The sequence below is a fragment of the Alistipes sp. AF14-19 genome, from assembly GCF_003461645.1.
GTDB classification, from domain to species: domain Bacteria; phylum Bacteroidota; class Bacteroidia; order Bacteroidales; family Rikenellaceae; genus Alistipes; species Alistipes shahii.
Genome location: NZ_QTXM01000030.1, coordinates 1 through 24,023 on the forward strand (window position 1 = coordinate 1; position 24,023 = coordinate 24,023).

14 protein-coding genes are annotated in these 24,023 nt (G+C 54.2%); 5 read left to right on the forward strand and 9 right to left on the reverse strand.

Features of this window, described 5'->3' with window-relative positions; translation table 11 throughout:
• The first annotated feature begins 274 nt into the window (after nucleotides 1-274).
• From DWW03_RS15560 to DWW03_RS16965, 3 genes are read left to right on the forward strand one after another with little or no spacing between them, the layout of a single operon-like run.
• Complete coding sequence (locus DWW03_RS15560; RefSeq protein WP_022062477.1) at nucleotides 275-697, forward strand: hypothetical protein; 423 nt, start codon at nucleotides 275-277, stop codon at nucleotides 695-697.
• Nucleotides 682-1,149, forward strand: coding sequence for a relaxase/mobilization nuclease domain-containing protein (locus DWW03_RS16960; RefSeq protein ID WP_015548094.1), 468 nt, complete (start codon nucleotides 682-684; stop codon nucleotides 1,147-1,149). The genes DWW03_RS15560 and DWW03_RS16960 overlap by 16 nt, the downstream gene beginning before the upstream one ends.
• Complete coding sequence (locus DWW03_RS16965; RefSeq protein WP_015548095.1) at nucleotides 1,136-1,531, forward strand: hypothetical protein; 396 nt, start codon at nucleotides 1,136-1,138, stop codon at nucleotides 1,529-1,531. Before DWW03_RS16960 ends, DWW03_RS16965 begins: the two co-directional genes overlap by 14 nt.
• Nucleotides 1,532-1,723: 192 nt before the next feature.
• On the opposite strand, the gene DWW03_RS15570 is transcribed toward DWW03_RS16965, so the two are convergent.
• On the reverse strand, nucleotides 1,724-2,341 hold the full coding sequence (locus DWW03_RS15570; protein ID WP_147344333.1) for an MFS transporter: 618 nt from the start codon (nucleotides 2,339-2,341) through the stop codon (nucleotides 1,724-1,726).
• Between the two features lie 581 nt (nucleotides 2,342-2,922).
• On the opposite strand from DWW03_RS15570, the gene DWW03_RS15575 reads away from it, so the two are divergent.
• The gene (locus DWW03_RS15575; protein WP_220399780.1) at nucleotides 2,923-5,634 is read left to right on the forward strand and encodes a GDSL-type esterase/lipase family protein; all 2,712 of its coding nucleotides are present in this window, start codon (nucleotides 2,923-2,925) and stop codon (nucleotides 5,632-5,634) included.
• 21 nt (nucleotides 5,635-5,655) lie between these two features.
• Entirely contained in the window at nucleotides 5,656-7,887 is a 2,232-nt protein-coding gene (locus tag DWW03_RS15580; RefSeq protein ID WP_022062475.1) for a fimbrillin family protein, read from the forward strand.
• A gap of 69 nt (nucleotides 7,888-7,956) precedes the next feature.
• Here the strand turns inward: DWW03_RS15580 and DWW03_RS15585 are convergent, their stop codons facing one another.
• The 8 genes from DWW03_RS15585 to DWW03_RS15620 form a co-directional block, all read right to left on the reverse strand.
• Nucleotides 7,957-8,937, reverse strand: coding sequence for a PorV/PorQ family protein (locus tag DWW03_RS15585; RefSeq protein ID WP_022062474.1), 981 nt, complete (start codon nucleotides 8,935-8,937; stop codon nucleotides 7,957-7,959).
• Nucleotides 8,938-8,948: 11 nt separating this feature from the next.
• Nucleotides 8,949-11,333: a S8 family serine peptidase gene (locus DWW03_RS15590; protein ID WP_022062473.1), complete on the reverse strand. Its 2,385-nt coding sequence runs from the start codon at nucleotides 11,331-11,333 to the stop codon at nucleotides 8,949-8,951.
• Between the two features lie 67 nt (nucleotides 11,334-11,400).
• The gene (locus tag DWW03_RS15595) at nucleotides 11,401-12,366 is read right to left on the reverse strand and encodes a DUF4302 domain-containing protein (protein ID WP_015548100.1); all 966 of its coding nucleotides are present in this window, start codon (nucleotides 12,364-12,366) and stop codon (nucleotides 11,401-11,403) included.
• 9 nt (nucleotides 12,367-12,375) lie between these two features.
• Nucleotides 12,376-13,260, reverse strand: coding sequence for a putative zinc-binding metallopeptidase (locus DWW03_RS15600; RefSeq protein ID WP_015548101.1), 885 nt, complete (start codon nucleotides 13,258-13,260; stop codon nucleotides 12,376-12,378).
• A gap of 28 nt (nucleotides 13,261-13,288) precedes the next feature.
• Nucleotides 13,289-14,968, reverse strand: coding sequence for a RagB/SusD family nutrient uptake outer membrane protein (locus DWW03_RS15605; protein WP_015548102.1), 1,680 nt, complete (start codon nucleotides 14,966-14,968; stop codon nucleotides 13,289-13,291).
• Between the two features lie 12 nt (nucleotides 14,969-14,980).
• Nucleotides 14,981-18,301, reverse strand: coding sequence for a SusC/RagA family TonB-linked outer membrane protein (locus DWW03_RS15610; RefSeq protein WP_118407015.1), 3,321 nt, complete (start codon nucleotides 18,299-18,301; stop codon nucleotides 14,981-14,983).
• 88 nt (nucleotides 18,302-18,389) lie between these two features.
• Complete coding sequence (locus tag DWW03_RS15615; RefSeq protein ID WP_022062470.1) at nucleotides 18,390-19,466, reverse strand: BACON domain-containing protein; 1,077 nt, start codon at nucleotides 19,464-19,466, stop codon at nucleotides 18,390-18,392.
• 181 nt (nucleotides 19,467-19,647) lie between these two features.
• Entirely contained in the window at nucleotides 19,648-23,721 is a 4,074-nt protein-coding gene (locus tag DWW03_RS15620) for a hybrid sensor histidine kinase/response regulator transcription factor (RefSeq protein ID WP_022062469.1), read from the reverse strand.
• Between the last annotated feature and the right edge of the window lie 302 nt (nucleotides 23,722-24,023).

Genomic DNA, 24,023 nt, shown 5'->3' on the forward strand with positions numbered 1-24,023 from the left:
AATGTTTATCTTTAATTATCAATCACTGTAAACCTTTTTCAGGACGGGACAGCGCCCGCAGGGTTGTAATATTGCACCGGGAAAGACCCGTCCTCGGAGGCCGTAGCGGAGGCTTTTCAAAACTTCAGTCAGAGATTCTCCGACGCGGATTTTTGTTGTCGCCAGACAACAGCGAGCTGTACCTTTGTCCGACAAATTGGCATTTGTCCGACAAAGGTCCTTGCTCTGCGAGGCCGGGCGTTCTCCCCAGTCGAACGCCTTTTGAACCGATATTATGGATACTAACAGAAAACTGACAGACAAGACCGGAAAGAAGCCCCGAACGCTGAGCTATAAATACTCTTTCCGCCTCAATGAAGAGCAGAACATCCGCTTCAACGAACTGCTCTGCAAAGCCGGATCGGAGCATAACCGCAGCCGTTTTATCGTCAAAAGAATCTTCGCCGAGGAGTTCGTTGTCGTCAGACGCGATCCTTCGAAGGTGCAGTTCGTCGCCCGTTTGAATGACTTTTATTCCCAATTTCAGAAACTCGCAAATAACTATAATCAGATTGTAAAAGCTGTCAATTCGCACTTTTCCAACGTCACGATTCCGCATCAGATCGCCGCACTGGAACAACGGACTCGCGAGTTGAAGACCCTTAGTATCGAGATTCTGAACCTCGCAAAACAAGCTAAGGAATGGTTGCGAATATAAGGTCGGGGGCAACACCCGGCGGGACTCTGTACTACAACAAGGAGAAAGTAGACCGGGATGAAGCTGAAATCCTCTATTGGCAAAAGATGCTGGAGCCGTTCGACAAACACAGGCGAATGGATGTCGACGCCTGCATGGAGAGTTTCCTGCCGTACCTCGAAGCCAACCGACGGATGACCAATACGGTCTTCCATGTTTTGCCGAACCCCTCACCGGAGGACAAACTGACAGACGGACAGCTCCGGGAAATCGCCTGCGAGTACATGGAGCGCATGAGTGCCCTGACCGATGACGGCTATGGTGTCGGAACGCCGTTCAAGTCGAGTCGTATCGGAAAGGATATCGGCTATAAGGCCTTCAAAGTATTACGGGATGTCGAAAGACAAACTGAAAGAACCGGGAGCGCTCGACCAACGGCGACAAACAGTCAAAGATGCCATGAGCCCGCATAACACGCGGGAAGAGTTCCGGCGGCTGCTCAAAACGGAAAACATCGACGCAATCTTCCGCATCAATCCGATTGGCAGAATCTACGGCGTGACGTTTATCGACCACAATGCAGGTATCGTCGCCAACGGATCGGTACTGGGAAAGGAGTTTTCAGCCAATGTCTTCAACGACTTGTATCCGGCACCGAAAGAGGAATGTCAGGTTGCAGAACAGCGATATCCGGAACGAAAACTCGACCCGCAAAGTCATACGACCAATCCCCTGACCGAAGCTGCCGACACCCTATTGGATTTGGCTGATACGAAGGCGTATGAGGAACAGCAAAGGATAATACAGAGGCGAAAAAACGAAAACCGCATCAATAACATATTGTTTATCGTATAAATCCTTGAAATTAAAACAGGTATGTCGGTTTGAAACATATTCGACCGAAGATGTCTGACTTACGCGTTATCCGGTTCATGCCGTATTCTTTTTTTTTGGGAGGGGGGGGGAGACGAAGGGTGTCGACGCCCGAACAAGTAATGTAATACTATAGAAAGAAGCAATACCAAGAGCATGCCGAGGAACATGTCGTCATATCCCCGGTATTTCACGAGTAATCCTGCTAAAATCCTCCCAATGCAATCCCGAAATCGAAAGCCACGAAAAACGTAGAGCTTGCGGCACCTCGTCTTTCGACAAGCATGGCCATGGTCTGCAGGGCAGACTGCACAGCTCCGAAACTGTATCCCAGCAGTGCTGCCACAACAACAGGTAGCACGGTATGTTGTGCGCGAATACCAGCAGAAGTATCCCGGTGATAATAGCTGCATTTCCTGTGTACACCAGTCGCGCCTCACCGGACTTACCACCACACGTCCCAGCTACGGCAATGCCGATGAAATAAATACCTTCGCTGGGCAGACAGTGGAGTACGGCATAGATCGCGACATATACCTCGACTACTCCGTATGCCATCATGAAGAAGAGTTGTGTAACAGCGGCCGGCACGGACATCGGTTCGAACAATTCGCCGAGCTTTAACGGCGTGTCGACTGTGGCGATGCCTGCCGAGATGAAATACCCCATCGGGACGAACGCCACTCCTGCCAGTCCGCATATAAGGACGAGGCGACGGCCTTGAGTGTCGACGAGCCATCCTACGAAGGGTCTCGACAGGATGGGCGCGATGCTGAACAACGCTGTTGCCAAATCTATGGTACGGCATCTCCGCCCAGAGAGGAGATAAAAAAGGGGAACGTGGGCAGCAGCGCATGAAAGTTAACGAAAATGAGGAAATTAACCAGGCATGTCTTGATGAAAGAGCCGATCCATAGTTTGGGAAAGTCTTCCGTTCTGTTCATATTGCTATTAACAAAAAAGGGTCAAATCAGGTCTCTAAAAATACAGCTCTGATTAATTAAGATTTCGATCTTTTGCACAGAGACAAAATATTCAGAGTGGATTATTTTACGGAGTTTTTCCGTATTAAGGACTATGAAACAGAGCAATCAGGATGCAGCCAAGGTGCCTTCTATAGTCTGGCAACTAAAATTGGCCTTATTATGTACGATTTTCGCCCTGTGAGGAATGAGGTCTGCGTATATTTGAAATATCATTTGGAACTTGCCGTATCTGGTATTTTTGAACGTCGAGAGGGTTCCAATGACACCAACCTTAAATTTCAACCTCAAATTATGGAGAAACTGCGACTCTTAACACTTTTATTTTTGACGGTGGTTATCGCGGCCTGTCAAAAAGATCCCACGCAGAATGGATCATCTGATCCGGATGTGGTCTCATTCCAGGGATCGGTTTCATTCAAGACTGTGGACCCGGCTGAAAAAGGGCTTGATCTGATCTGGAATGCCGATGTAGACCGGATCGGGCTGTTTGCAGCCGACGGCGAGACCGTCGAGCATGCCAATATTTATTATGCGGCCTTTTCATCGGCGGCAAATACGCAGTTCGTCTGTCCTTCGCAGGACCGGCGAATCGTGTGGAGCGCCGGTGCTGCCTCACGCGATTTCTACGCCTATTATCCTTATCGTACGACATACGATGATTTGACGGCTGTTCCGGTGGCGATTGCCGCGAAACAGAAAGGAGCGGCGGGCGCTACGAAGCATCTGAAACAACTGGTCAATTTATATGCCGTGAGCAAGGGTGTGAAAGGTCCTGTCGAAACCGTATCCTTGCCATTCGAAAGCGTTGCCGCGGTCATCGAACTCCGACTTGCCGCCGACCGGACATTATCGGATGTCAGGAACATAACGTTGCGCAGTACCGACGGCGGGATGTTGGCTTTCGAAACGGGGTCGCTGAATCTGCGGAACGGGGCGGTAACACCCGGAGAGCAGACGGCGGCCGAGATAAACTATGAAATCGAAGGACAAGCGACAATTTCACGCACACCGACGAGCTTTTTCCTGGCTGTGAATCCCGTAGAAGCGGGAAAAACGCTGGAAGTGCTGGTCGATTACGGAGAAAAGCATTTATCGCTGGGCTCGGTGGTTGTCCCCGAAAGCGGAATTCCTGGCGGAAAGTTGACCGTATTCTCACTGGGTTACGAATTCCCGCAGCGCATCGCGGAGGACTTGAGCGCCAACGGTACGGCGAATACTTATCTGGTAACCAAGCCTGGGACGACCTATAAATTCCGTGCAATGGTCAAAGGCAACGGCACGCCGCGCACCTATTCGTACTCGGTAAACGGCCGTCCGGTAACCAAATCCTATTCCGAGGCCGATCTGGCGATCAAGCCTGCGGTGGCAAAACTCGTGTGGTACAATTCGCCGAAAACGGCCGACGGTTGGGTACGCGAAAGTCCCGTGATTATCGAATCCGTAGAGTACGACGATTGGGAGGGCAACGTCTACTTCACCACTCCGGCCGAGTTCGTTCCCGGCAATGCCCTGATTGCGGTTTACGATGCCGGCGGCGAGGTCCTCTGGAGCTGGAATATCTGGGCTGTCGAAAATTACGATTGCAACGCCGAAGCGCGTCAGGTCGGCCGTTATATGATGATGGACCGTAATTTGGGCGCCATGGCGGGACGCGAGGCGATGAACTCCTCGGATAAACGCGCTGCGGCCTGGGCTTTGGGCAACTATTATCAGTGGGGGCGCAAGGACCCGTTCCCGGCAGCTGCGGAGTACGACGACACGGGATTCGGCAGCGAGATGTACTGGGGACTTCCAACTTATACGCCTATTGAAGAATTGCAGCAGGATTATTCCTCCGAGAGTTGGGGCGCCCGGAACATGATGTTCGGCAAGATCGGGGCAAATAACGCCTATGCCGTGGGTGACAAGGCTGTTGACGACGCCGTTGCCCTGTCTGTGAAATATCCCTACCGTTGGATGGCCAAAGAGGTCAGCGGCGTTCAGGCCGACAACTGGCACACCCCCTCCTATTCGTGGTTCAATAATACAGGTTCGGCTGAGAATCAGACCGGATGGTTCTGGTTGTGGGGAAGCGAATACGTCGGCGACAATCTGAAGAGCATTTACGACCCGTGTCCCGCGGGCTGGAAAGTGGCGCCGCCCGAAGCCCTCGATTTCGCCCTCGGCAGCGTTGCGGAACTCGATGAAAAACCGTTCGGGCGTTACTCTCGTGCATACGATCTCTATTTCCCCTATACCGGACAGCGGCAGTCGGCCTTCAACGGCAGCCATATCCGTTCGCTCACGAACAAGATGCTCGTGCTGACCAGTTCCAGTGCCAGCGGCAACTATTACCCGGTCCAGGGTAGTCTGGGCGGATATTCGTCCTACAACTCGTATACGGGAGCCGGCTACCAGCTGCGCTGCGTTCGCGAGCAGACGACGGCAATGCCCAAAGGGCGTCTGGAGGGTCCGCGAGCCGTACTGATCGGCAACTCCATTACGGAAGTATGGCAGGGACGTACCGACAACAAGACCTTCTTTTCCGACAACGACTACCTGCCCAAGGGCATCAGCGGTCAGACCTCGCTCCAGATCAGCGCGCGTTTTTACAACGACGTAATTGTCAACGATCCGGCGTGCGTGGTTATCGCCTGCGGGGTCAACGACCTGGCTGAAAACGACGGCCAGCCCTGCTCGATAGAACGAGTTTTCGCAGACATCCGGCTGATGGCCGAAACAGGCGCTGCAAGAGGTTTCAAGATAGTCATTGGCTCGACGCCCCCGGCCAACCGGATCTGGTGGCAGAGCGAGGAGTGGAATGCCGCTCATGCCGATCTTGGACAGCGTGTTGTCGAGTTAAACAGGCTGCTGAAACAGTATGCCGAAGAGAGGGGCTTCGTTTATGCCGACTACCATTCTGCGCTCAAAGACGATCAGAACGGACTGAAACTCGAATACTCCTGGACACCGGACGACCGTGTGCATCCCAGTGCGGCAGGTTATGCCGTAATGGAGAAAATCCTTAAGAAAGCCGTCGACAAAGCACTCTTCGATCCAAATGCAACTGACGGCGACGGACAAATTGATGACCTCGACAAATGGGAAGGCTGGGAGTAACCTTAAAATATTTAGAACACGATGAAACGAAACTATATAATTCTGTTGGCCGCCTTGCTGACGGTCGCATGCGCCGGAAACGGCGACATCATGTCGCCGACACCGCAGGAGGGCGAGATCCTTTTCTCGGGATCAACTGTCGGTCCCAAAGTCCGGACCTCCTATGAGGATACGGAAACAGCGCTCCGGGTGAACTGGGTCAAAAACGATCTGATCGGCCTTTTCGCCGAGTCCGGCGGCAAGAACCTGGGAGCCAATTTCGCCTACAAGGCGGCTGTGTCGGGAGCGACGAGCGATTTTACAGCTGCTTCCCGGCTCAATGTGATCCGCTGGGCTGATGAAACGTCCGATCACGATTTCTATGCCTACTATCCCTATACGGACAGAGCCGCAGTCGATGTAACGGCCGTCCCGGTGTCGGTGCCCGCTGTGCAGACTCGTTCGGAAAGCGATCCGTTGGCGACTTTGGCAGCCCATGATTTTCTCTATGCCGTTACGTGCGGGATCAAAAAGGGTGACAACGCCGTCAACCTGCAATTCAAGCATCTTTTTTCAGCACTCGAAATCCGGCTGACGACCGACCTGCGGGCAAAACTCGAGGGCGTGATTTTCCGTTGCGTCTCGAACGAAAATGCCGCCGTATCGATGGAAAACGCCACGGTCGATCTGCGCACGGGTGAAGTGAACGTCTCCGAAGCTGTGGTTTCCAATGCCGTGCGACTCGACTGTTCAGGCAATACGTCCGACACCGAGGCACTGGTGCTGCATTTGGTCGTAACACCCGGACATGCCGGTGAAACATTCGAAGCCGTCGCTCTCGTCAATGGCAAAGAGTACATCTTCGCCACCGTGAAGGCTCCGTCCGACGGAGGTATTCCCGCAGGCAAAACGGTGGTTGTCGAAGGGGAAGCTACGCTCGACCCTGAGGATGCGCTTCCCGTCATCGATTTGAGCGCAGACGGTACAGCCAACACCTATTATGTCAATGCGGCCAATACGTTCTATCGCTTCCGTGCCGACGTGAAAGGTAACGGCAAGGCGCTGACTTGCGGCGACCTCTCCTACACGGAGGAGGATCTCAAAATCGAACCGAAAGCCGCCCTCGTACTGTGGTACAATTGTTTGCAGACGAGCTATCTGCCGTGGATACAGGCGTCTCCCGTGGTGCTCAACAGTGTGAAACTCAAGAAGGACGGCTATATCCATTTCGATACGCCCGAAACATTCGTCAACGGCAATGTGGTGATTGTGGCCATTGACAAAGAACTTAACTACGACCAGATCGAGGCCGACGCGGATAACCGCATCTTGAATGCAGAAGTTCTTTGGAGCTGGAATATCGTGTTCTCAGAGGGCTATGACCCCGATGCAGCGGAGAATTGCATCGTAAAGGGCGGCTATACCTTCATGGGCCGCAATTTGGGCGCCGTGATCGATTGGTCGCAGGCCGACATCAAGCCTAACCAGCAGCAGGAGTCCGTCAACCTGGCCTGGACCTCGGGCAACTGTTACCAGTGGGGCCGGAAAGATCCGTTCCCGGGTCTGCCGGATTATATGAGCGGCAATGCCTATTACATGACCGGATTGTGGTTCGCTCCGGCCTATACGCCAATTCCCGCGCTGGACAGAGGTACTTTTGAAGCATGGGGCCGAGAGGCGCATCACCAGATTATCGGCAATACGAAGGCGACGGTCGCCATCGACATCAATACCGCGCTCGGAACGGGTTATGTGTCGCAGGATGCATTCGACCTGGGCCGGGCCAACCCCCACCTCTGGCTTTACAAGAATGAAAATTACCTGACCGATAAGGCCGGATTGGCTGCCTGGGGTAATCCGTCGAAGGATGCGCACGGTGTAAAGACGATTTACGACCCGTGTCCCCGGGGCTGGAAGGTGATGAGCAAGCAGGCCTGGATGGCGCTGACCGACAATGAAAAGCCTAACGCTGTGGTCGACGTTTCGAAGACCGGACGCGGTATCTGGCTGGATGGCAAGTGGTTCTTCCCACTGACGGGAGGTGCGCAGCACTGGCACAATTCGGACGGCTCCTGCAACGGAAATACGTGGGGAGGTTCCTGTGCGACCTATTATGTCGATGGGCCGGATTATAACCCATGGGGGCACGTCGGAGCTTTCGTAACGGATGTCGGATTCCCGAGCGATGAGACCAAACGGAGTGTTACCTGCAAATCGCAGAACACCTATTCCGACCGAGGTGCGGCGATCCGCTGTATCCGGATTGACGAGTAGCAGACCTGCAACGAAAAAAGAAGCAGCATCGGAAGATGCTGCTTCTTTCGTATGGATGCCGACCGCCGTTTACAACAGAAATCCGACCGAAAAGAGAAACGTGTCGTTGAGCGGATTGAATTTATCGCCGCCCAAGCGCCATGCGGCGTCGCACCGCACGGGGCCTGCAATGAATCCGCAACCCAACGAAGCGTAATTGCCTGTTCCTTTGTTCTTATGACCGAAGTGGTATCCGCCGCGCACGACACCGTGCCGAAAAAAGGTGTATTCGGCTCCTGCGGCCAAACCGGTGATCCCTCCCCGGAACTGGTGGCTCAAATCAAGAGCGATGCCGAGCACGTGGTTCGAGCGAAAAGGCAGGTGGAGCGAACCTCCGAGCGACCCACGTATCGGCAGGCCACAGCGCTCTCCGTCGGAGGCTTTCACATCGGGGCCGATGTCGGCCAGCCGCAGCCCGACGATCCAGCGGGCACCCTCCACAGCGCGGAGCGTCCCGCGATAGGCCGCACCGATATCGAACGAGACGCCTTGCATCGGTTTCTCCCCGAATCCCTGATCGGAACGGACGTAACGGACCGTCAGCGAAAACGCTAGATTCCGGCCGATCCGACGGCCGTAGCCGACCTCCGCCGAAAGGTCTTGCGGACGGGCTGTTCCGGCGGGAAATCCCTGTTCGTCGGTCAACCCGACCGAAGGTCCGCGGAAATAACGCACTCCGGCCAACAGGGCGTTCCGCGAGTCGGGAGTATAAAATCCCCCCACGCCGTAAAGCACATTGGCGCTGTCGAAAGCCGTATTCCAAGGTCCGGAGAACAGAGTGCCTCCGGCATGTCGTTCGCCGATGAGACTTAACGCGGCATTGGCGTAAACGGCCAACGGATTGTCCGTAACTGCTGTCGCGGCCCCTGCCATACCGGCTGTACGGGCATTGGTTTCCAGGCCGAGGAACGGCATGATCCCGGCATCAGAGGTCTGGGCTTGCGCCGCATAACCGCCTGTCGCGAAAAGAAATGTCGCGGAAAAGTATCTGATTGATTGACAGATAGACATGGTGTTTGCGGTTATCGTTTGATGATATGGCTGTTGAGTTTGCGGCCGCGGCACTCGACCGTGCAGCTGTAAGTCCCGGGAGAAAGCCCGGATACGTCGATGCGCCCCGTGTTACCGTTGTCGCTGGCGCGGATCGAAACCTGCGTAGCGAGCACCTGCTGCCCCGCCGCATTGTGGAACCGGATGGGAAAATCGCCCTCGGCGTCCGGAATGCGTACGTTGAGTACATCACGGCATGGGTTGGGGAAAAGCTCCATCGCAACGCCCGTACCGTCGACGATCACCTGGAATTCCGAAGTCGCCGCGGCGCCGTCGAGGTCTCTTGCCGTTACGGTCAGCGTCGTGCAGCCCGCGGCGCAGGGCCGTACGAGCAGTTCCGAATTCTGTACGCGGCACTCCACGACCTTTTCCGCGGAAGGCGAAACGAAGTAGGAGAGCCGATCGCCCGGAGCATCGGCATCGGCAAAATAAAGTTGAAGATCGATGCTCCTGCCCGCTTTGTCGTCACTTTGCAGAAAGAGGTTCGGAATGGAAGCGGTTGCCTCGGGCGGGGTATTTTCTCCGGTCCGAACGGAGATGACGGCCGGGCGGGACGGAACGCCCGACGGACTTCGGCCGACGATTGCCAAGCAATAAATTTGCCGCGGTTCCAGCCCCTCGATTCGGCAGGCAAAAGTTTCACCGAGACTCGCATCGGAAGCAAAAGTGTGTCTGACGGCCGTAGCAGGAATGTCGTCGACCGTAGCGGCCGAAAATGTCCGGGTGTCGATGTAAACGTCGAATGATGAGACCGGACGCTCCAGATAGCATCGCGGAACACGCCACGACAGTTCCGCATGGGTGCGGTATCCCGAAACCGCAATCGTACGTTCGTCGACCGGATCCGGCCGGGTATCATAGAAAAGAACGTATTCGGCATCGACCAGTCCGTTACCGAGCATTCCGGCATACTCGGGATTGATCGTTTCCGTAAACTGCTTTCGGCCCGAACCCACGAGTATTTCCCGCAATTTCTCGCTGGTGAACCCCGGTCTTTGCACACCGAATGCGGCGACAGCCAAGGCCGCAATGCCCGAAACCTGTGGCGCGGCCATCGAGGTTCCTGCGGAGTAACCGTAACCGCCGTTCGTCGTGGTGCTGAAAACGCGAAATCGTTCGTCGCCGGTAGCATGGCCGCCCAAAGCCGCGAGATCGATCCACGAACCGTAGTTGGACCCGGCGACCTTACGGCCGTCGATGCCCAGCGACGCTACGGCCACCACTTTCTCGTAGGCTCCCGGGAACACCGGGTCGGAAATGCCGTCGTTGCCCGCGGCAAAAATGACGATGCCGCCTTTCATGGGACCTGTCTGATTGCCGTTCTCATCGCACCCGGCATACTTGATAAAATAGTCAATGGCTGCTTTGCCCGACTGCGACAAGTCCGGAAGACCGGGGACATAAGTCCAGCTGTTCTGGCTGATGACGGCCCCATGGTCGGCCGTCCAGACCATGATCTCCTCGATCGTCGCGGCATCGCGTCCCGGTTCGTCGAAAATCTGGCAACTCATCAGCCGCACACCGCTTCCGGGCGTTCCGTCGCCCCCCGCGATGCCGCAGACGCCGATGCCGTTGTTGTTGACGGCGCCGATCGTACCTGCGACATGCGTGCCGTGGCTGCTGGGAGTGATCTCCGTATTATGGCGGCAGAAGTTGTAGCCGCAGGCGCCCTGTCCGTCGCGCCAGATATTCGCTGCCAGATCGGGATGCGTATAGTCGATGCCGCCGTCCACCACGGCGACGACGACGTCTTTATGTCCGGTGCTGACGCTCCATGCCGGAAAAATGTTGAGGTCGGCCACGGCCGTCGATCCGACCGCAGCGCCCACCCGGTGGTAAATCCACTGATTGACCAGCAGCGGATCATCGAATCCGGGGATTGCGACATTGTCCGAACCTGAGGTGCGGCTGAAATCAGCTTGCGAGACCGTCGCCCCGGCGGGAACCATACGCGGAACAGGTTCGATGCACTCGACTTCGTCCACCCGGCCGAAGCGTTCCATGGCCTCGGCGACAGAAATCGCCCCGGAGAAATGAACGTCGTACCACAGATGAAGTCCGGCCCTGCGGCGGCGTTCGCGGAAACGGTCGCCATTGGAAAAGACACGCTGTACGGCAGTTGCCCCGGCACGGGTGGCGGCGGCATCGAATGCAGCGATTCCCGAGCCGGAACCGCTGCGGGTAAAGGCACGGGTGTCGAGTTCGGCTGCTGTTTCGCGCAGCTTAATACGGAATACGCCGGGTATGTAAAACTCCTGCATCGGGGTTTGTCCGACGCCGGGAGCCGGGCCGGATTCCGGGTCTCTGGTACAGGCCGTCAGCAGGAGGAGCGTCAGAAAGAAAGAGAAGTGTTTCATCGGTTTTAAAGGAAAAAGGTCCGGAGCCGGCAGACGGCATCCGGACCGAATAAACATTTCTTAAGGATCACGGAACCAATTTGATGTCGAGAAACGAGTCGGTGCAAACGTAACAATCCGATGCCGAGGTAGGTCCCAATTGCCATTTGAAGGTTTGCACCGTCTGGTTCGGGAGTCCGAACAATTCACCCCGGAACGTGTAGGGGGCGTAAAACTGCATGATGCCGTCCGGCAGATAGATGACGCTGACGGGATCATTGGCTTCGACCGTTTCGTAGACCGGTTTCCCATGTTCGTCCACCTTCGGCCGTCCATAATCGTCGAAGGCCTGTTGGCGATAACTGTAGCGGAACGACCAAACTTTGCTGGCGGCATATTGCCGGAAATTGGTCGTCAGCGTCGCGTTGGGCCGCGTGAGTGTCCCGATTTGTTCGCCATTGGCCATCACCTTGAATTCGGTCTCGGTGATCGCCAATTGGCTGCTGCGGATGGTTTCGAGGTAACTCTCCGGCGTGTATTGTCCCGAAAGCGGCGTCATGCGAATCCGGTTGCCGGTTTTAATGCCCCGCAGAATGATTTCATCGAAAGCCGGAGAGAGCGACATGAACGTGAATTCGTAATCTCCTTTCCATCCTTGGTAGCCGGCGCCGTTGTCTCCGGGAAACGAGAAGAAATGCAGGTAATCGTTATGGGTCGCAAATTTCAGCATGGGACCGGTCGAGAATTCGACCCGATATTCCGATTCCGTCCGCAGCGGGTCGGCTTCGACGAAAGTGCTCCCCTCGAACCAGGCCTTAACCATACGGTCATCCTGGAATTCGACGATATAAATCCAACCGCCATAACCGAGATTCTCGTCAGGGAAATACTCCATCACCCATGTCTTCCCGGCCTGCAATGCGAATTTGTAGCGTTCAAGCGTCTGCTCGATCCGGGTCGAGGTCGACTCGCTGAAGTTATTTTCCGAATCGTCGCATGCAACGGCTGAGAATAACAGCCCAGCCAGCAGTAATATATTGATTCTCTTTTTCATACATTCAGTTTAATCTTCAAGATTTGTCCAGTCGATGTCTCCGAGTTCGGAAAGACGGCGCAGGTAGATGTCGCTCCACTTCGCAACGTCCACGCCAAAATCGTCGCGGAGCCATGCGATGAGAATCGAGCGCTTCTTCTCGATTTTGGCGCGGCCGTCCGCGCTTTCGATCGAGGAGAGCATCGCCTCCCACTCCTCCTCGCTCATGCTGATCAGGCGTCCGCCCGTTTCGGCGATGTCCTCTGCGGGACTCGAACGTGCATACTTCGAAACGAAGCCCAGCTCCATGTAGTCATTACCGCTTTGGGCATACTTGTCACCCACGTAATCGCTTTGCGTAATGGTATCGTAGTCGCTCGGTACGGGATATGTACCATCGAGGATATGCATGAACTCGTGAAGCATCGTTCCGGCGATTCGTTCGCTGTCCTTTTCCCGGTCGAAAAATTTTACGCCGAGAACATTGATTTGAAGGCCATTTTCAGCCGATGCCAGCACGGTGTTCCCGGTGCTGCTGATCTCAAAACTGCCCACCAAATAGAGTACCCGCGGGAAATAACTCTTTGCGAAGAGCAATGGATCTTTCTGATCGGACATCAGTTCCGCCATGGCGTCAAGCGTCGAGTATTTGATCAGTTTGGCCACCTCGATCGATTTGTCCACGGGCGGCGGCGAGACCCAGTAGTTGAAGTGGGTTTCGCGGTCAGGCATGCGGTATTCGAAACGAATGTTGTAAGGTTCCGTATAGTGCCGGTCGAGCCAGAAATCGAACTCGGTCTTTTCCTCGGCGGGATCGACAAAGATGCTTTTGCCGTCCGGTTCGTCCTTGTCGCATGAGGTCGTTGCGCCTGCGACAAGCAGAAGCAAGAACAGGGATATGATTGTCGGTTGCATAATTCAATATAAATATTTGGCGAATTGGTTATTGGCAGAACGGATGGTCAGGACGATTCTCATTGCGGGGATTCGCCTCCAATCCGGCTGTGATAACCTCTTGAGGCAGTTGGAGCGCACGTCGAAGATCTTTCTCGCCGAGCGTGGCCGCAACAGTGAATCCGGTTGTATTGTCATCGTTGTAGGCCGAGTCGTCGAAACGATCAATCACGATGCCGTAGCGTTTGATGTCCCCCCAACGCAGTCCGTCGGCGATGGTCTCAATGCGGCGGCAAAAGAGCGTGGTCTGAATAAGGTGCTCCTGTTCACCAGCCTCGACTGTAAAGCCGTGGGGATGGAGCGGCTTGCGCGATGTCGGCTCCAAAGCGGTGTATTCGGCGATGTATCGATCCGATGACGGATCACCGTAGACCTCGGCGATGCGTTCGCGGGTCAGAGATTCGATGCCGTTCTGTCCGACCAGATAGAAAGAGCCGATCCAGGCATTGAGGTCGGCAACTGCCTTGTCGTACTCCTTGAGATGGACATAGGCCTCTGCACGGCTCAACACCGTTTCATTGGTTGTGAACGCCACCATCGTCGAACGACCGATTCCTACGCCGGTTACCGGGTCGGTTACCTCCCACTGGTTGGGCCATTTGGGCATGTAGATCTTGTTGACATCGTTGTCCTGCCAAATGAAAGGAGGATGCTGGTAGACCTTTTCGATGCAGTTGTCCTTCCACCGGTCCCACGGACCGCCCATCGGCCGCTTCGCGCGGTAGGTCTCCCTCTTGGCGACGCGGTAGTTGTGAGTGAAGCGCGCGCCGGAGTTGCTCCAGGCGTTAAAAAGCGATCCGTTACCGGTCACCATGGGAATCATCAGCAGGTTGAACGAGTGTCCGACGCTGATGTAGTCGAGGGTGCGGACCGAGCCGTCCCAGGCCAGCTGCTTGACTGCCGCCCAGTCGCGCATGACGGTCGAAGGGGCACTGCCGAGGACCTCGGAGGCGTATTCGACCACCTTTTCCCACTTCAGATAATAGAGGTTGAAGCGCGTGGCAAAGGCATAGGCGGCGCTGCGGTTGAAGTGGTACTTCGGAACCGCATAGTTGGCATCGCTGACCAGAGGAAGCGCCTCCTCGATATCCCGGTCGATTTTCTCATATACCTCCTTGAGATTGTCCCGGTGATAAACCGGATTGAGCGTCGTTTCGGGAGCTTCCATGTAAGGGACTCCCAGGTATTCGCCACTTTTTTCAGGATGATAAGGGAGACAATAGAGCATCGTGAGGCAAAAATGCGAATAGGCCCGGCAAAGCAGGGCCTCGGCTTTGGCCGGAAGCAATTCTTTGGGCGTACCCTGTTTTTCGATCGCTTCCAGAGCGGTGTTGGCTGCGGCAATCGCGGAGTAGTAGGCCTGCCAGGTATTTTTGTTGCTATCGTTCTCGGCCTCGTTCATGTCCATCCAGTAGCTGTTGTGCTCCAGCAGCAGGCTGGTGTTAGGATTGTTCGCTCCCATGTCGTCGCAGTTGTCCGATGCAATTTCGCACATGCGGGTGAAACTGCGTGAAGGATAGGCCGACACGAGCAGCCGGTTGATTTTGTCCGGCGTATCGAGCTCAGTACGGTTGTCGGGCAGTTCGTCGAGGAAATCGTTGCAGGCAGCGAGTGTGAGCGAACCGGCGCCGAGAAGCATTATGCGTGATATCAGTTGTTTGATTTTCATGGCGGAGCGGGTTTAGAAGCTGACACGAAGCGTCAGCGTGAATTGTTTGGGCATCGGTACTGCAACACCTCCCGTATTGAAAAACTCGGGATCCTGGCCTTGCAGCTTTTTGTCCGAATAGATCAAAAACGGGTTGGTTGCCTGGAATTTGAGCGACAATCCGCTCATGCGCAATTTCGAAGAGACCGATTGCGGAAAATCGTACGAGAGTGAGATCTCTTTCATGCGGATGAAATCGCCTTTGGCGACCCGTACATCAGAGTAATTGTAGGCGCTGTACGCGACGTAGAGATTGGAAATATCGTTATTCTGTCGCGTGCTGGCGATAACCGGGACATTGGTCCGTCGTTCGTCGCCGGGATTGAGGTAGCGATTGGCGAATTCCCGAGGCATGGCCGTCAGATCGGAATAACCGTTCGAGAAAATCGGATCGAGACGGACGACGTTTCCAAAGGAGTAGGTCATGAAGACGTTGAGCGTGAATCCCTTCCACTTAAAGATATTACCCAGGCTGCCCGTGATGGTAGGATCGACAGGACCTTCATAGACGAGGTTGCTCATATTCACAGTCTCCTGGAACTGGATGTTCGTCGAGGTAATGCTGCCGTCAGCGGCGAGGAACGTCGGGATGCCCATCTCGTTAAGTCCCTTGAATTTCAAGGAAAAGAGCGAACCGCGCGGCGTACCTTCCATCGAGTAACCTGTGCCGGTGATATAATCGATCATGCGCGTCATGGTTTTGAGTTTGGTTACCTCGTTGTCCATCCAGGCAAAGATGAAATTGGTCTGCCATTTGAAGTCTTTACGTTCGATATTGCGGGTGAAAAGCGAAAGTTCCACACCCTGCGATTTCATCTCCGCGACGTTACCCTGCTTATCCACGGCACCGCCCAAACCCATTGTTACAACGTTGCCGATCAGGTCGAAATTATTGCGCCGGTAGGCGTCCATCGAAAGAGTGATGCGGTCGTCGAGGAATCCCATGTCGAGGCCGACATTCAACTCATGCTTTTTTTCATAGGTCAGTTCCGAATTCTCAGGAGCTGAAATACTCAATGCAGGTTCTCGGATTTCAGTCGCACCACGCCACGGGTTCAGCGGATAGATCGTAGCCGTGGAGTTATTGACCCATGTGGGGCCCCGGTCGGCAGTGAGGCTGTAAGAGAGTCGCAGCGCAAGGCTGGAGAAGGCCGGACGCAATGGTTCGAAGAACGACTCCTGGTCGATGCTCCACTTGCCGGCGATATTCCAGGTCGGCAACCAGCGCGCCTTACGCGATCGGCCCAACCGGTTGGAACCCTCGTAACGGAGCGTACCGTTGATCGTATAGCGGTAGTCGTAGGAATAGGAGAATGTGCCGGCGAAGGCGGCGTTGCGTTCCCGTGTATTGGACAGGCTGTAATACTGGGTGTTTTCCTCCAGTTGTTTCTTAAACAGATCCAGGATGTAGAACGGCGTTTCGCCCATGTCGTATTGCAGGCCCCAGCCCTGGAACGAGGTGGCGCGGCGGTCGATGGCATTGACTTCCACAATGCCGAACAGATTCAGAATGTGCTTGTCGTTGAACGTGTCGTTGTAGCTGATCGAAGCCCGGAAATCGCGGCTCTTGGCGCGGAAGTCGCTTCGTTTGTAGATACCACCCTGGGGAAGGATCGAGTATTTGTCACGGTTCGGCTCATCGGGATTGTCGTAAAGGTAGGGATTGTTGCTCTGAATGATTGAGGTGGCCATCGAACGGTAGGCCTGCGCCTGGTTCGAACTGTCCTCGATGTGATGCTCGGTGCTCGAAGCCTGATATTTGATTGCCCCAAGGGCCGAAACTTCGACTTTCGGAGTAATCTTCCATTTGAGTTCAGCCTGGAATTTCACGTCGCTCACGTTCAAGTCCATATAGTTCTTGGACAACTCGTCCTTGATGTTGAACGGAGTGTAATTGCGTGTGTAGAATTCATCGGGGTCGAGCGTGCGCGACGAACGCAATGCATAGGAGTAGGGGTTGATGTCGAAATCGCGTTTGACGGTTCCGAACACAGGGTCTACCTCCGACGAGAGCGATCCCGGTGCACGCTGTTCGCGGTACGAAGCGTTGCCGATGAGGTTCAGCGTCAGCTTGTCCTTGAGAATGTGCTGCGTGGTATTGACCAGAAGCGTGTAGCGGTTCACCTTGCTTTGGATGCTCCATCCCGGATCGACCATCGCACCGACGGAAGCGTAATACGAGCCTTTTTCACTGCCCGAGGAGATGCTGGCCGAGTGGCTGTGCTGAATGCTGTTGCGGAAGAGTTCCTTGAACCAGTCGGTATTGCGAAACTCCGCCTGTCGCAGGTAGGCGTTGCGCCCTTCGGGGGTGTTCAGTACGGCGAACTGCCCTGTGGCAGGGTCGTAGGTGTTGATCAGTTGCGACAACTTGCCGTAGACGCCGCTTTCCGAGCGGTAAACGGTATTGGCATAGTTGAGCCATCCCTTGTCGTACATCTCCTGGTAGACGGCCATCTGCTCTTGCGAATTCATGATGTTGAAGTTCGAGTAGCTGGGAACCATACGCATCGTGAATTCGCCGGTGTAACTGACTTTCGTAATACCGGGCGTGCCTTTCTTCGTGGTGATGACGATGACTCCGGCCATGGCGCGGGCGCCGTAGATCGAGGTTGCCGAACCATCCTTGAGAATCTGGAAACTCTCGATGTCATCGGCGTTAAGTCCGGCGATGGCCGAACTGATGAGCGTCGTGGCGTCGCCCGACGACAAGGAATTGGCGTCGACGTTGATCACATCCTCCATGATCACACCGTCCACCACCCACAACGGCTTGGAGTCTCCGAAGATCGACGTAGCGCCGCGAATGCGGATTTTCGGGGCGGCGCCGAAAGTTCCGGAAACGTTTTGCACGGACACGCCGGCAGAACGGCCTTCAAGACCGCGGCTGATTTCACTGATGCCGTCCAGTTTGACATCCGAGGCCAATAGTTGGTCCGTGGCTCCGGTGAAGATACGCTTGTCCATCTTTTGCATACCGGTCACTACGACCGATGCGATTTCTTGTGCGCTCGCTTTGAGTATGAAATCCATGCGGTCGGCATCGACCTTCTTCTCGACCGGATCGTATCCCAGAAAGGAGACACGCAGTACGGCTCCGGAGGGGACATTTTTGAGTGTATAAAGCCCGTCGATCGCTGCCGTGGCGGCATTGTTCGTGCCGACGACCTGGACGACGGCGCCCGTCAGCGGCGTACCGTCCTCTTCGGATACCGTGCCTGTTACCACGCGGTTCTGTGCCGAAGCCCGGCACACCACTGCCATGGCGAGCAGAATGAGTATGGTCAGTTTTTTCATTGGTCAGTCATTGAAATTCTTGGTTCCGGGGCGCAGGCAGGGCCGCGGTCGGCAAAAGTCGCGGCCTGCCCGCTGCATTCGGAGTCGGTTAGTAGTTTTTGGAAAGTTCCAGTGCGTTGGTTAAACAGAGCTGCCCGGTAAACGACCAATACCGGTCGTTGTTCTCCCAGAAACAGAGCGTCTTGGCCTCCCGGCCATTGCCCTGGCCGTTATCGCTGAACACGAGCTGGATCGTGCCTGCATTTTCATCGAAGACAGGTTCCGCCGCCCAGGCGACCACGCCCGCCTGTGACCAGATATAGTTGCCTTGCCCGTTATTCGGGCCATTGAAATGGAGGGTGTAGAACTTTGTTCCCGAAAAACCCAGTTCCTGACCGGTCTGAATGACCACTTTGCCATCGGCGAACTCCGCCGTAAAGGGATAATCCTTGAGTGCGGGATCGTTGATGGTGACCTTGTACGAATATTGATTTTCCTTGGCGGAGAATGTGACCGACGAGAGATTCTGGATGCTCCCGGCAAAAATATCGGTTTTGGTTACGTTCCACGTGCCGAGCAGGAAATCATAGGTGCTCTTTTTAGGTTGTATAAGCGTAACGATCACCGGATCGCCTTCTTCAGGTGTAAACTCCGCGCGCCCCTTCACCTCGACACGGCTCGACGCCTTGTTCGATGTGAAACTGACGCTCGCGCCGTCTTCGCTCTTCGAGAACGAGAATGCGTTATTCGGGTTCTCCGTGAGTTTTACATCGTAGACTCCGGAGCAGGTTACCGCAACGGAGAGCGTGCGGTCCGTATCGGAGAAGATGAGCGTCGAGGGTACAACGACAAGCCCCCTGAATTTATCCTGAACAACGTTGATCAGCAACGGCTTGAGTCCTTCCGCCTTCACGGTGACCGTGGCTGAACGCTCCTCTGAGCCCGTATACGCAAGAACGTTGAAATTGACGATCGAGCCGATGACTGCAGTACGACACCACGATTCGCTCGACTCCGCCGTTACATCCCGGCCACCGGCATCTACAATAGCACTGGCAAGACCGCCCTTGTAGTCGAATTTTTCACGCGTAATACTTCGGAGTGAAACAGATGTAGGATCGTCATCCTTCTCGCATCCGGTCAACAAGGCCAAGGAAGCCAGCAAGAAAAGTAAGTAATGTTTCATATGGGTAATTTTGGGTTGGTTGATTCCGCATTGTCAATCCTGGCCGGCTGATACTGCGACCTGCCGAATTCAATGTAAAATTACTGAATCCGGGATTCCGTGTTGAAAAATATCGTTCACTTTTACGATAAAATCGGCTCGGAGGCCCCGGGAGTTGAGAAATGGCTCATTCTGCCCCTGGCTACTGCGTTCCGGGGTCCTGCTTTTCGAGGAATTCCGTCGGAAGAACCCCGAACTGCTTGGCAAAACATTTGGCGAAATAGGACGACGAACTGAAACCGGTAAGAAATCCGATTTCGGTAATGCGGTATCGGCCTTCAATGATCATCCGTTTCGCCTCGTTCAAACGAATGAGTTTCATAAAATCGTTTGGCGTCAAGCCCGTAACGGCTTTCAGTTTTCGGAAAATCAGCGTGCGGCCCATCGCCAACTCACGAGCAAGAAGTCCCACGGACAAATCCGGATTCCGCATATGGGCGATGATCACGTCGCGGCATTTAAGGATGAACTCTTCGTCCAACCGGTTCTGTTGAGAACCCGTATCGAATTCGGTCATGAATTTGCCTGCATAGAAGCGCCGGATTTCATCACGCGTACGAAGCAGGCTGGAAATCTGCGCTTTGAGCTGGTCAGGCGAGAACGGTTTCTCGATATAGGCGTCAGCGCCGCATTCGAAACCCTCGATTTTAGAGCTTATGCCAGTCCGAGCCGTGAGTAAGATCACAGGGATATGGCTTGTGGAAATGTCGTTTTTGATACGCCGACAGAGCTCTATTCCATCGATATCGGCCATCATGATGTCGCTTACGACCAAATCGGGATCGTTGTTTCGAAGCAGGTTGAGCGCCTGGCTCCCGCTATCCGTTGAGATAACAAAATAATCGTTTCCGAGCACCTTGACCAAAAAATCGAGGATATTGCTGTCATCATCTACAACCATGACTGTATGGCGGACCGTCATATCGGAGGGCCGTTGTATCGCCAGGTCCGTTCCGGGTTCTTTCTGAAGCTGCGATTGCCCGACGGTTTCCGTATTGAGACGTGTCTCCACACGAATATCCATCTTTTCGCTCGCAGGTTCAGGGATGAATGCCGTCAGCAGCGCTCCGGATTTGCCGTCCGGACGTTCTGTCGCCGTAATTGTTCCGCCCATCAGGCGGATGAAGATTCGGCACAGATGCAAGCCAATTCCGACTCCGGACGCGAATCCGTTGTTCCGAGTTTGGTAAAAAGCTTCGAAAACCTTTTCCCGCTCTTCAGCCGGGATACCGGGACCGTCGTCCCACACTTTCATCACAAGACCGTCGTCTCTGCGATCGATGCAAATGTGGATTTCTTCTGCGGCGAAACGCAGAGCGTTAGACAACAGGTTGCTTATGATTTTGGTCAGCGCCTCTCGGTCGGTGATTTGCATCAGGCGATCAGGGATCTCTTCGATCAAACGGATGCGCCGCTGTTGTGCCGTGGGACCAAACATAGCCAATTGTTCTCGGACGAGTCGGCCGACATCGCAGATATCGTAGCGGAGTTTGTATTTGTTCGAATCGATCTTTCGGAAATCGAGCAGTTGGTTGACCAGCGAATGAAGCCGGTGGTAATTTTGCTTGATAACAGCCAGATACTCTCCGTCCTCCTCGGAAATCCGATGCGATTTCATGACTTGTTCCAGCGGCCCAATAATCAGGCTCAAAGGAGTTCGGATCTCATGGGTAATATTGGTAAAGAAACTGATGCGTTGCTCGTAGAGATTCCGTTCGTTCTCGCGTTTGACCGATTCGATCTTCTCTCGCTGCTGTTGCTCGGTACGCCGCATCCAGTAATACAGACCGACAGCGATTACGATAAGCGTCAGTACCACGTAACCTGCCAAAGCACCTTTTGACCGGAAAAACGACGGCTGGATACGAATCCAGAGTTTCGTCTCATCAGAATTCCATTGCATGTCGCCGTTGCCAACCTGCACCCGAAAACAATATTCTCCGGGACGCAGGTTATTGTAGTTGACCGAAGCGTTCCGGCTATCGGTCATGGACCAATGATCGTCGAGTCCGTCGAGTCGGTAACGGTAGCGGCAATCTCCCGGAAAGAGGTAGGTTGGCGAAACGAAACGGAATCCCACCGAGGTCTGGCGGTGCGACAGCGTGATCTTCCGGGTGTATTCGACAGGAACCGAAAGCGGCGAGCTTCCGTCTTCCGCATGGGATACAGGCAGTCCGTTAAGCGAAAATCGGGTGATTATGACCGGATAGAGGTTCAAGTTGCCCATGATGTCATGGGGGGGGGTGAACGTACATATACCATCGGTCGTACCCAGCACGATGCGCCCGTCGGAAGTGAGGATACCCGAATTGGACATAAATTGTTCGGTGTGAAGCCCGTCGGCGCGCGAATAACGTTTCAATTGTCCAGTTGCGGGATAAAAGACGATCAGCCCCCTGTCCGTCGTGATCCAGAGTCTGTCGTTTTCAGGGATGATCCGCTGAATGATCTTACTGGGCAGAGGCAAGGTTTCATGGCGAACGAAACCGTCCTTTTCGTTATAACTGCAAAGTCCGTAACCGTTGGTTCCGATCCACAACCGGTTCGTGCGGTCGACGGCAAGCGTGTTGACCGCATTGCGGCTGATCGTCGCAGGGTCGTCGGGATCGTACCGGTAGTGCTGCAGGAGGTCGGTACGGGCATCGTAGGAGTAGAGGCCGTCTTCGTTCGTCGCGATCCAAAGACGGCCAGCATGATCCTCCGTAATGTCTGAAATACGCACCTTGGGGTCGCGTGTCACAAAACGATCTTCAAACCGGTCGTAATAAAAAAGCCCCACGGAAGTTCCGGCCCAAATGCGGCCGCTGCTGCTCCGGAATAGGACGAAGACACGAGAACTGGGATCCGACGGATCTGCAAGATAGGATTTCACGGTTCGGCTTTTCAAGTCCACGGCTTCGATACCCCGTTGGAAAGCGGCGATCCAGAGCGTTTGGTCATCGACAAGCATTGAAAAGACGTTGTAAATGGCAGTCCCAACGTTTTGAGCCGTGCGGTACGGAACGACCATGCCGGCATGTCTGTCGAAGAGCAGGATGCCGTCATTTTCGTTTCCCAATAGATACTGCCCGTCTTTCAGTTCACAGACCGCGCTGACGACCTTACCCCGGTCGGAACTATCGTTCTTTCGTGTGGCATAGCAAGTGAAGCTGTTACGGGCCGGGTGAAATTCTACACCCTCATAACAAGATCCGAACCAGAAATTTCCTTCGCGGTCGTATAGAAAAGAGAAGATGTTGCAACACTTGGTACGCATGAAGGGAACTTCAGTGTCCTCTATGGGACGAAGTTCCGATTCAGAAATACGGTAGAGTGTCGCACCACTGTTCGCACAGACAAGCAATTCGCCCGGCGCCCGCTCTGCCAGGCAGTGGATACGTTGCAATCGGCCCTCCCCATTCCTATCGTCATAATTGGTGAAACGGCCTGTGCTCCGGTCGAAGCGATCAAGACCGGAACTTACCGTCCCGAGCCACAACGTGCCGTATGAATCTTCTGTGATGGCATCGATCGAATTATCCGAAATGCAATTCCGTCCGTCTGTTTCCTTCCGGTAATGAGTGAAGCATCCTGTCTGCTTGGAAAAAGCGCACAACCCTTCGCTGTAAGTTCCAATCCATATGGTTCCATCCTTGCTTTCGTAAATGGTAGAGATATAATCCTGCGCGATGGAGGTGTCATCACCGGGAACATGGCGGTAAACCGTAAGGCATTCCGTTACAGGATTCCAGCGAAAAAGCCCCGAATTGACAGTCGCAATCCAAATTTCACCTTCCCTGTCCTCAATGACTTCGGTCGTCTGTCCCGTAACGCATGCTCCGTCGGAAGTTCTGACATCGAAATGTCGGAAACGGTCGGTCGCGGGTGTGTAAATGTCCACGCCGTTATCAAGTGCGAGCCAGATCTGCCCGTGGCTGTCGAGCATCAGCCGGCGGATATTGTTGCTCGAAATGCTCGACCGGTCGCCATCGGTATGGGTGTAACTGCGGAACTCACAGCCGTCGAAACGGCACAATCCGTTGTCGGTTCCGAACCAGATGAATCCTATCGAGTCCTGAACGATGCCATAGACGTGATTGGATGACAGGCCGTCATCCACAGTATAGTTACGCAGATTATGATAAACAGAGGCGTTCGCCGATTCGGCACGCCCCGGCAGAAACAAGATATAGAGTAGAAACAAAAATGCAGCAATACAGCGGAAAATTCGTTTCATGGAAATTTGGATTATTGACAAATGTAATAAATGCAGGACTTTCTACAAAGATAATATGATACAGAAAAAGGCCAATTTCGTACATCTCGGTGTTGCAAGACGACGTTTCATGACGCGACAATTCGATTTTTCCTTTCCATTCAGATTATTGGCCTCGATATGTACTATTTTATCGTACAGCGGAAAACTTTTCATCTATTTTTACTTCGCGAGACGAGATAAAGAATTACTACTTAAATTTCTATCTTAATGAAATCGAACCCAAGCCGCACCCTGTTCCGCACGCTCTTCGCGACGGGACT

What these genes read in the sequence shown, in the direction of transcription:
- DWW03_RS15610 (WP_118407015.1), bottom strand. Translation starts at nt 18,301, where the DNA reads ATGAAAAAACTGACCATACTCATTCTGCTCGCCATGGCAGTGGTGTGC.
- DWW03_RS15595 (WP_015548100.1), bottom strand. Translation starts at nt 12,366, where the DNA reads ATGAAAAAGAGAATCAATATATTACTGCTGGCTGGGCTGTTATTCTCA.
- DWW03_RS15585 (WP_022062474.1), bottom strand. Translation starts at nt 8,937, where the DNA reads ATGTCTATCTGTCAATCAATCAGATACTTTTCCGCGACATTTCTTTTC.
- DWW03_RS15605 (WP_015548102.1), bottom strand. Translation starts at nt 14,968, where the DNA reads ATGAAAATCAAACAACTGATATCACGCATAATGCTTCTCGGCGCCGGT.
- DWW03_RS15620 (WP_022062469.1), bottom strand. Translation starts at nt 23,721, where the DNA reads ATGAAACGAATTTTCCGCTGTATTGCTGCATTTTTGTTTCTACTCTAT.
- DWW03_RS15590 (WP_022062473.1), bottom strand. Translation starts at nt 11,333, where the DNA reads ATGAAACACTTCTCTTTCTTTCTGACGCTCCTCCTGCTGACGGCCTGT.
- DWW03_RS15600 (WP_015548101.1), bottom strand. Translation starts at nt 13,260, where the DNA reads ATGCAACCGACAATCATATCCCTGTTCTTGCTTCTGCTTGTCGCAGGC.
- DWW03_RS16965 (WP_015548095.1), top strand. Translation starts at nt 1,136, where the DNA reads ATGAGCCCGCATAACACGCGGGAAGAGTTCCGGCGGCTGCTCAAAACG.
- DWW03_RS15560 (WP_022062477.1), top strand. Translation starts at nt 275, where the DNA reads ATGGATACTAACAGAAAACTGACAGACAAGACCGGAAAGAAGCCCCGA.
- DWW03_RS15615 (WP_022062470.1), bottom strand. Translation starts at nt 19,466, where the DNA reads ATGAAACATTACTTACTTTTCTTGCTGGCTTCCTTGGCCTTGTTGACC.
- DWW03_RS15580 (WP_022062475.1), top strand. Translation starts at nt 5,656, where the DNA reads ATGAAACGAAACTATATAATTCTGTTGGCCGCCTTGCTGACGGTCGCA.
- DWW03_RS16960 (WP_015548094.1), top strand. Translation starts at nt 682, where the DNA reads ATGGTTGCGAATATAAGGTCGGGGGCAACACCCGGCGGGACTCTGTAC.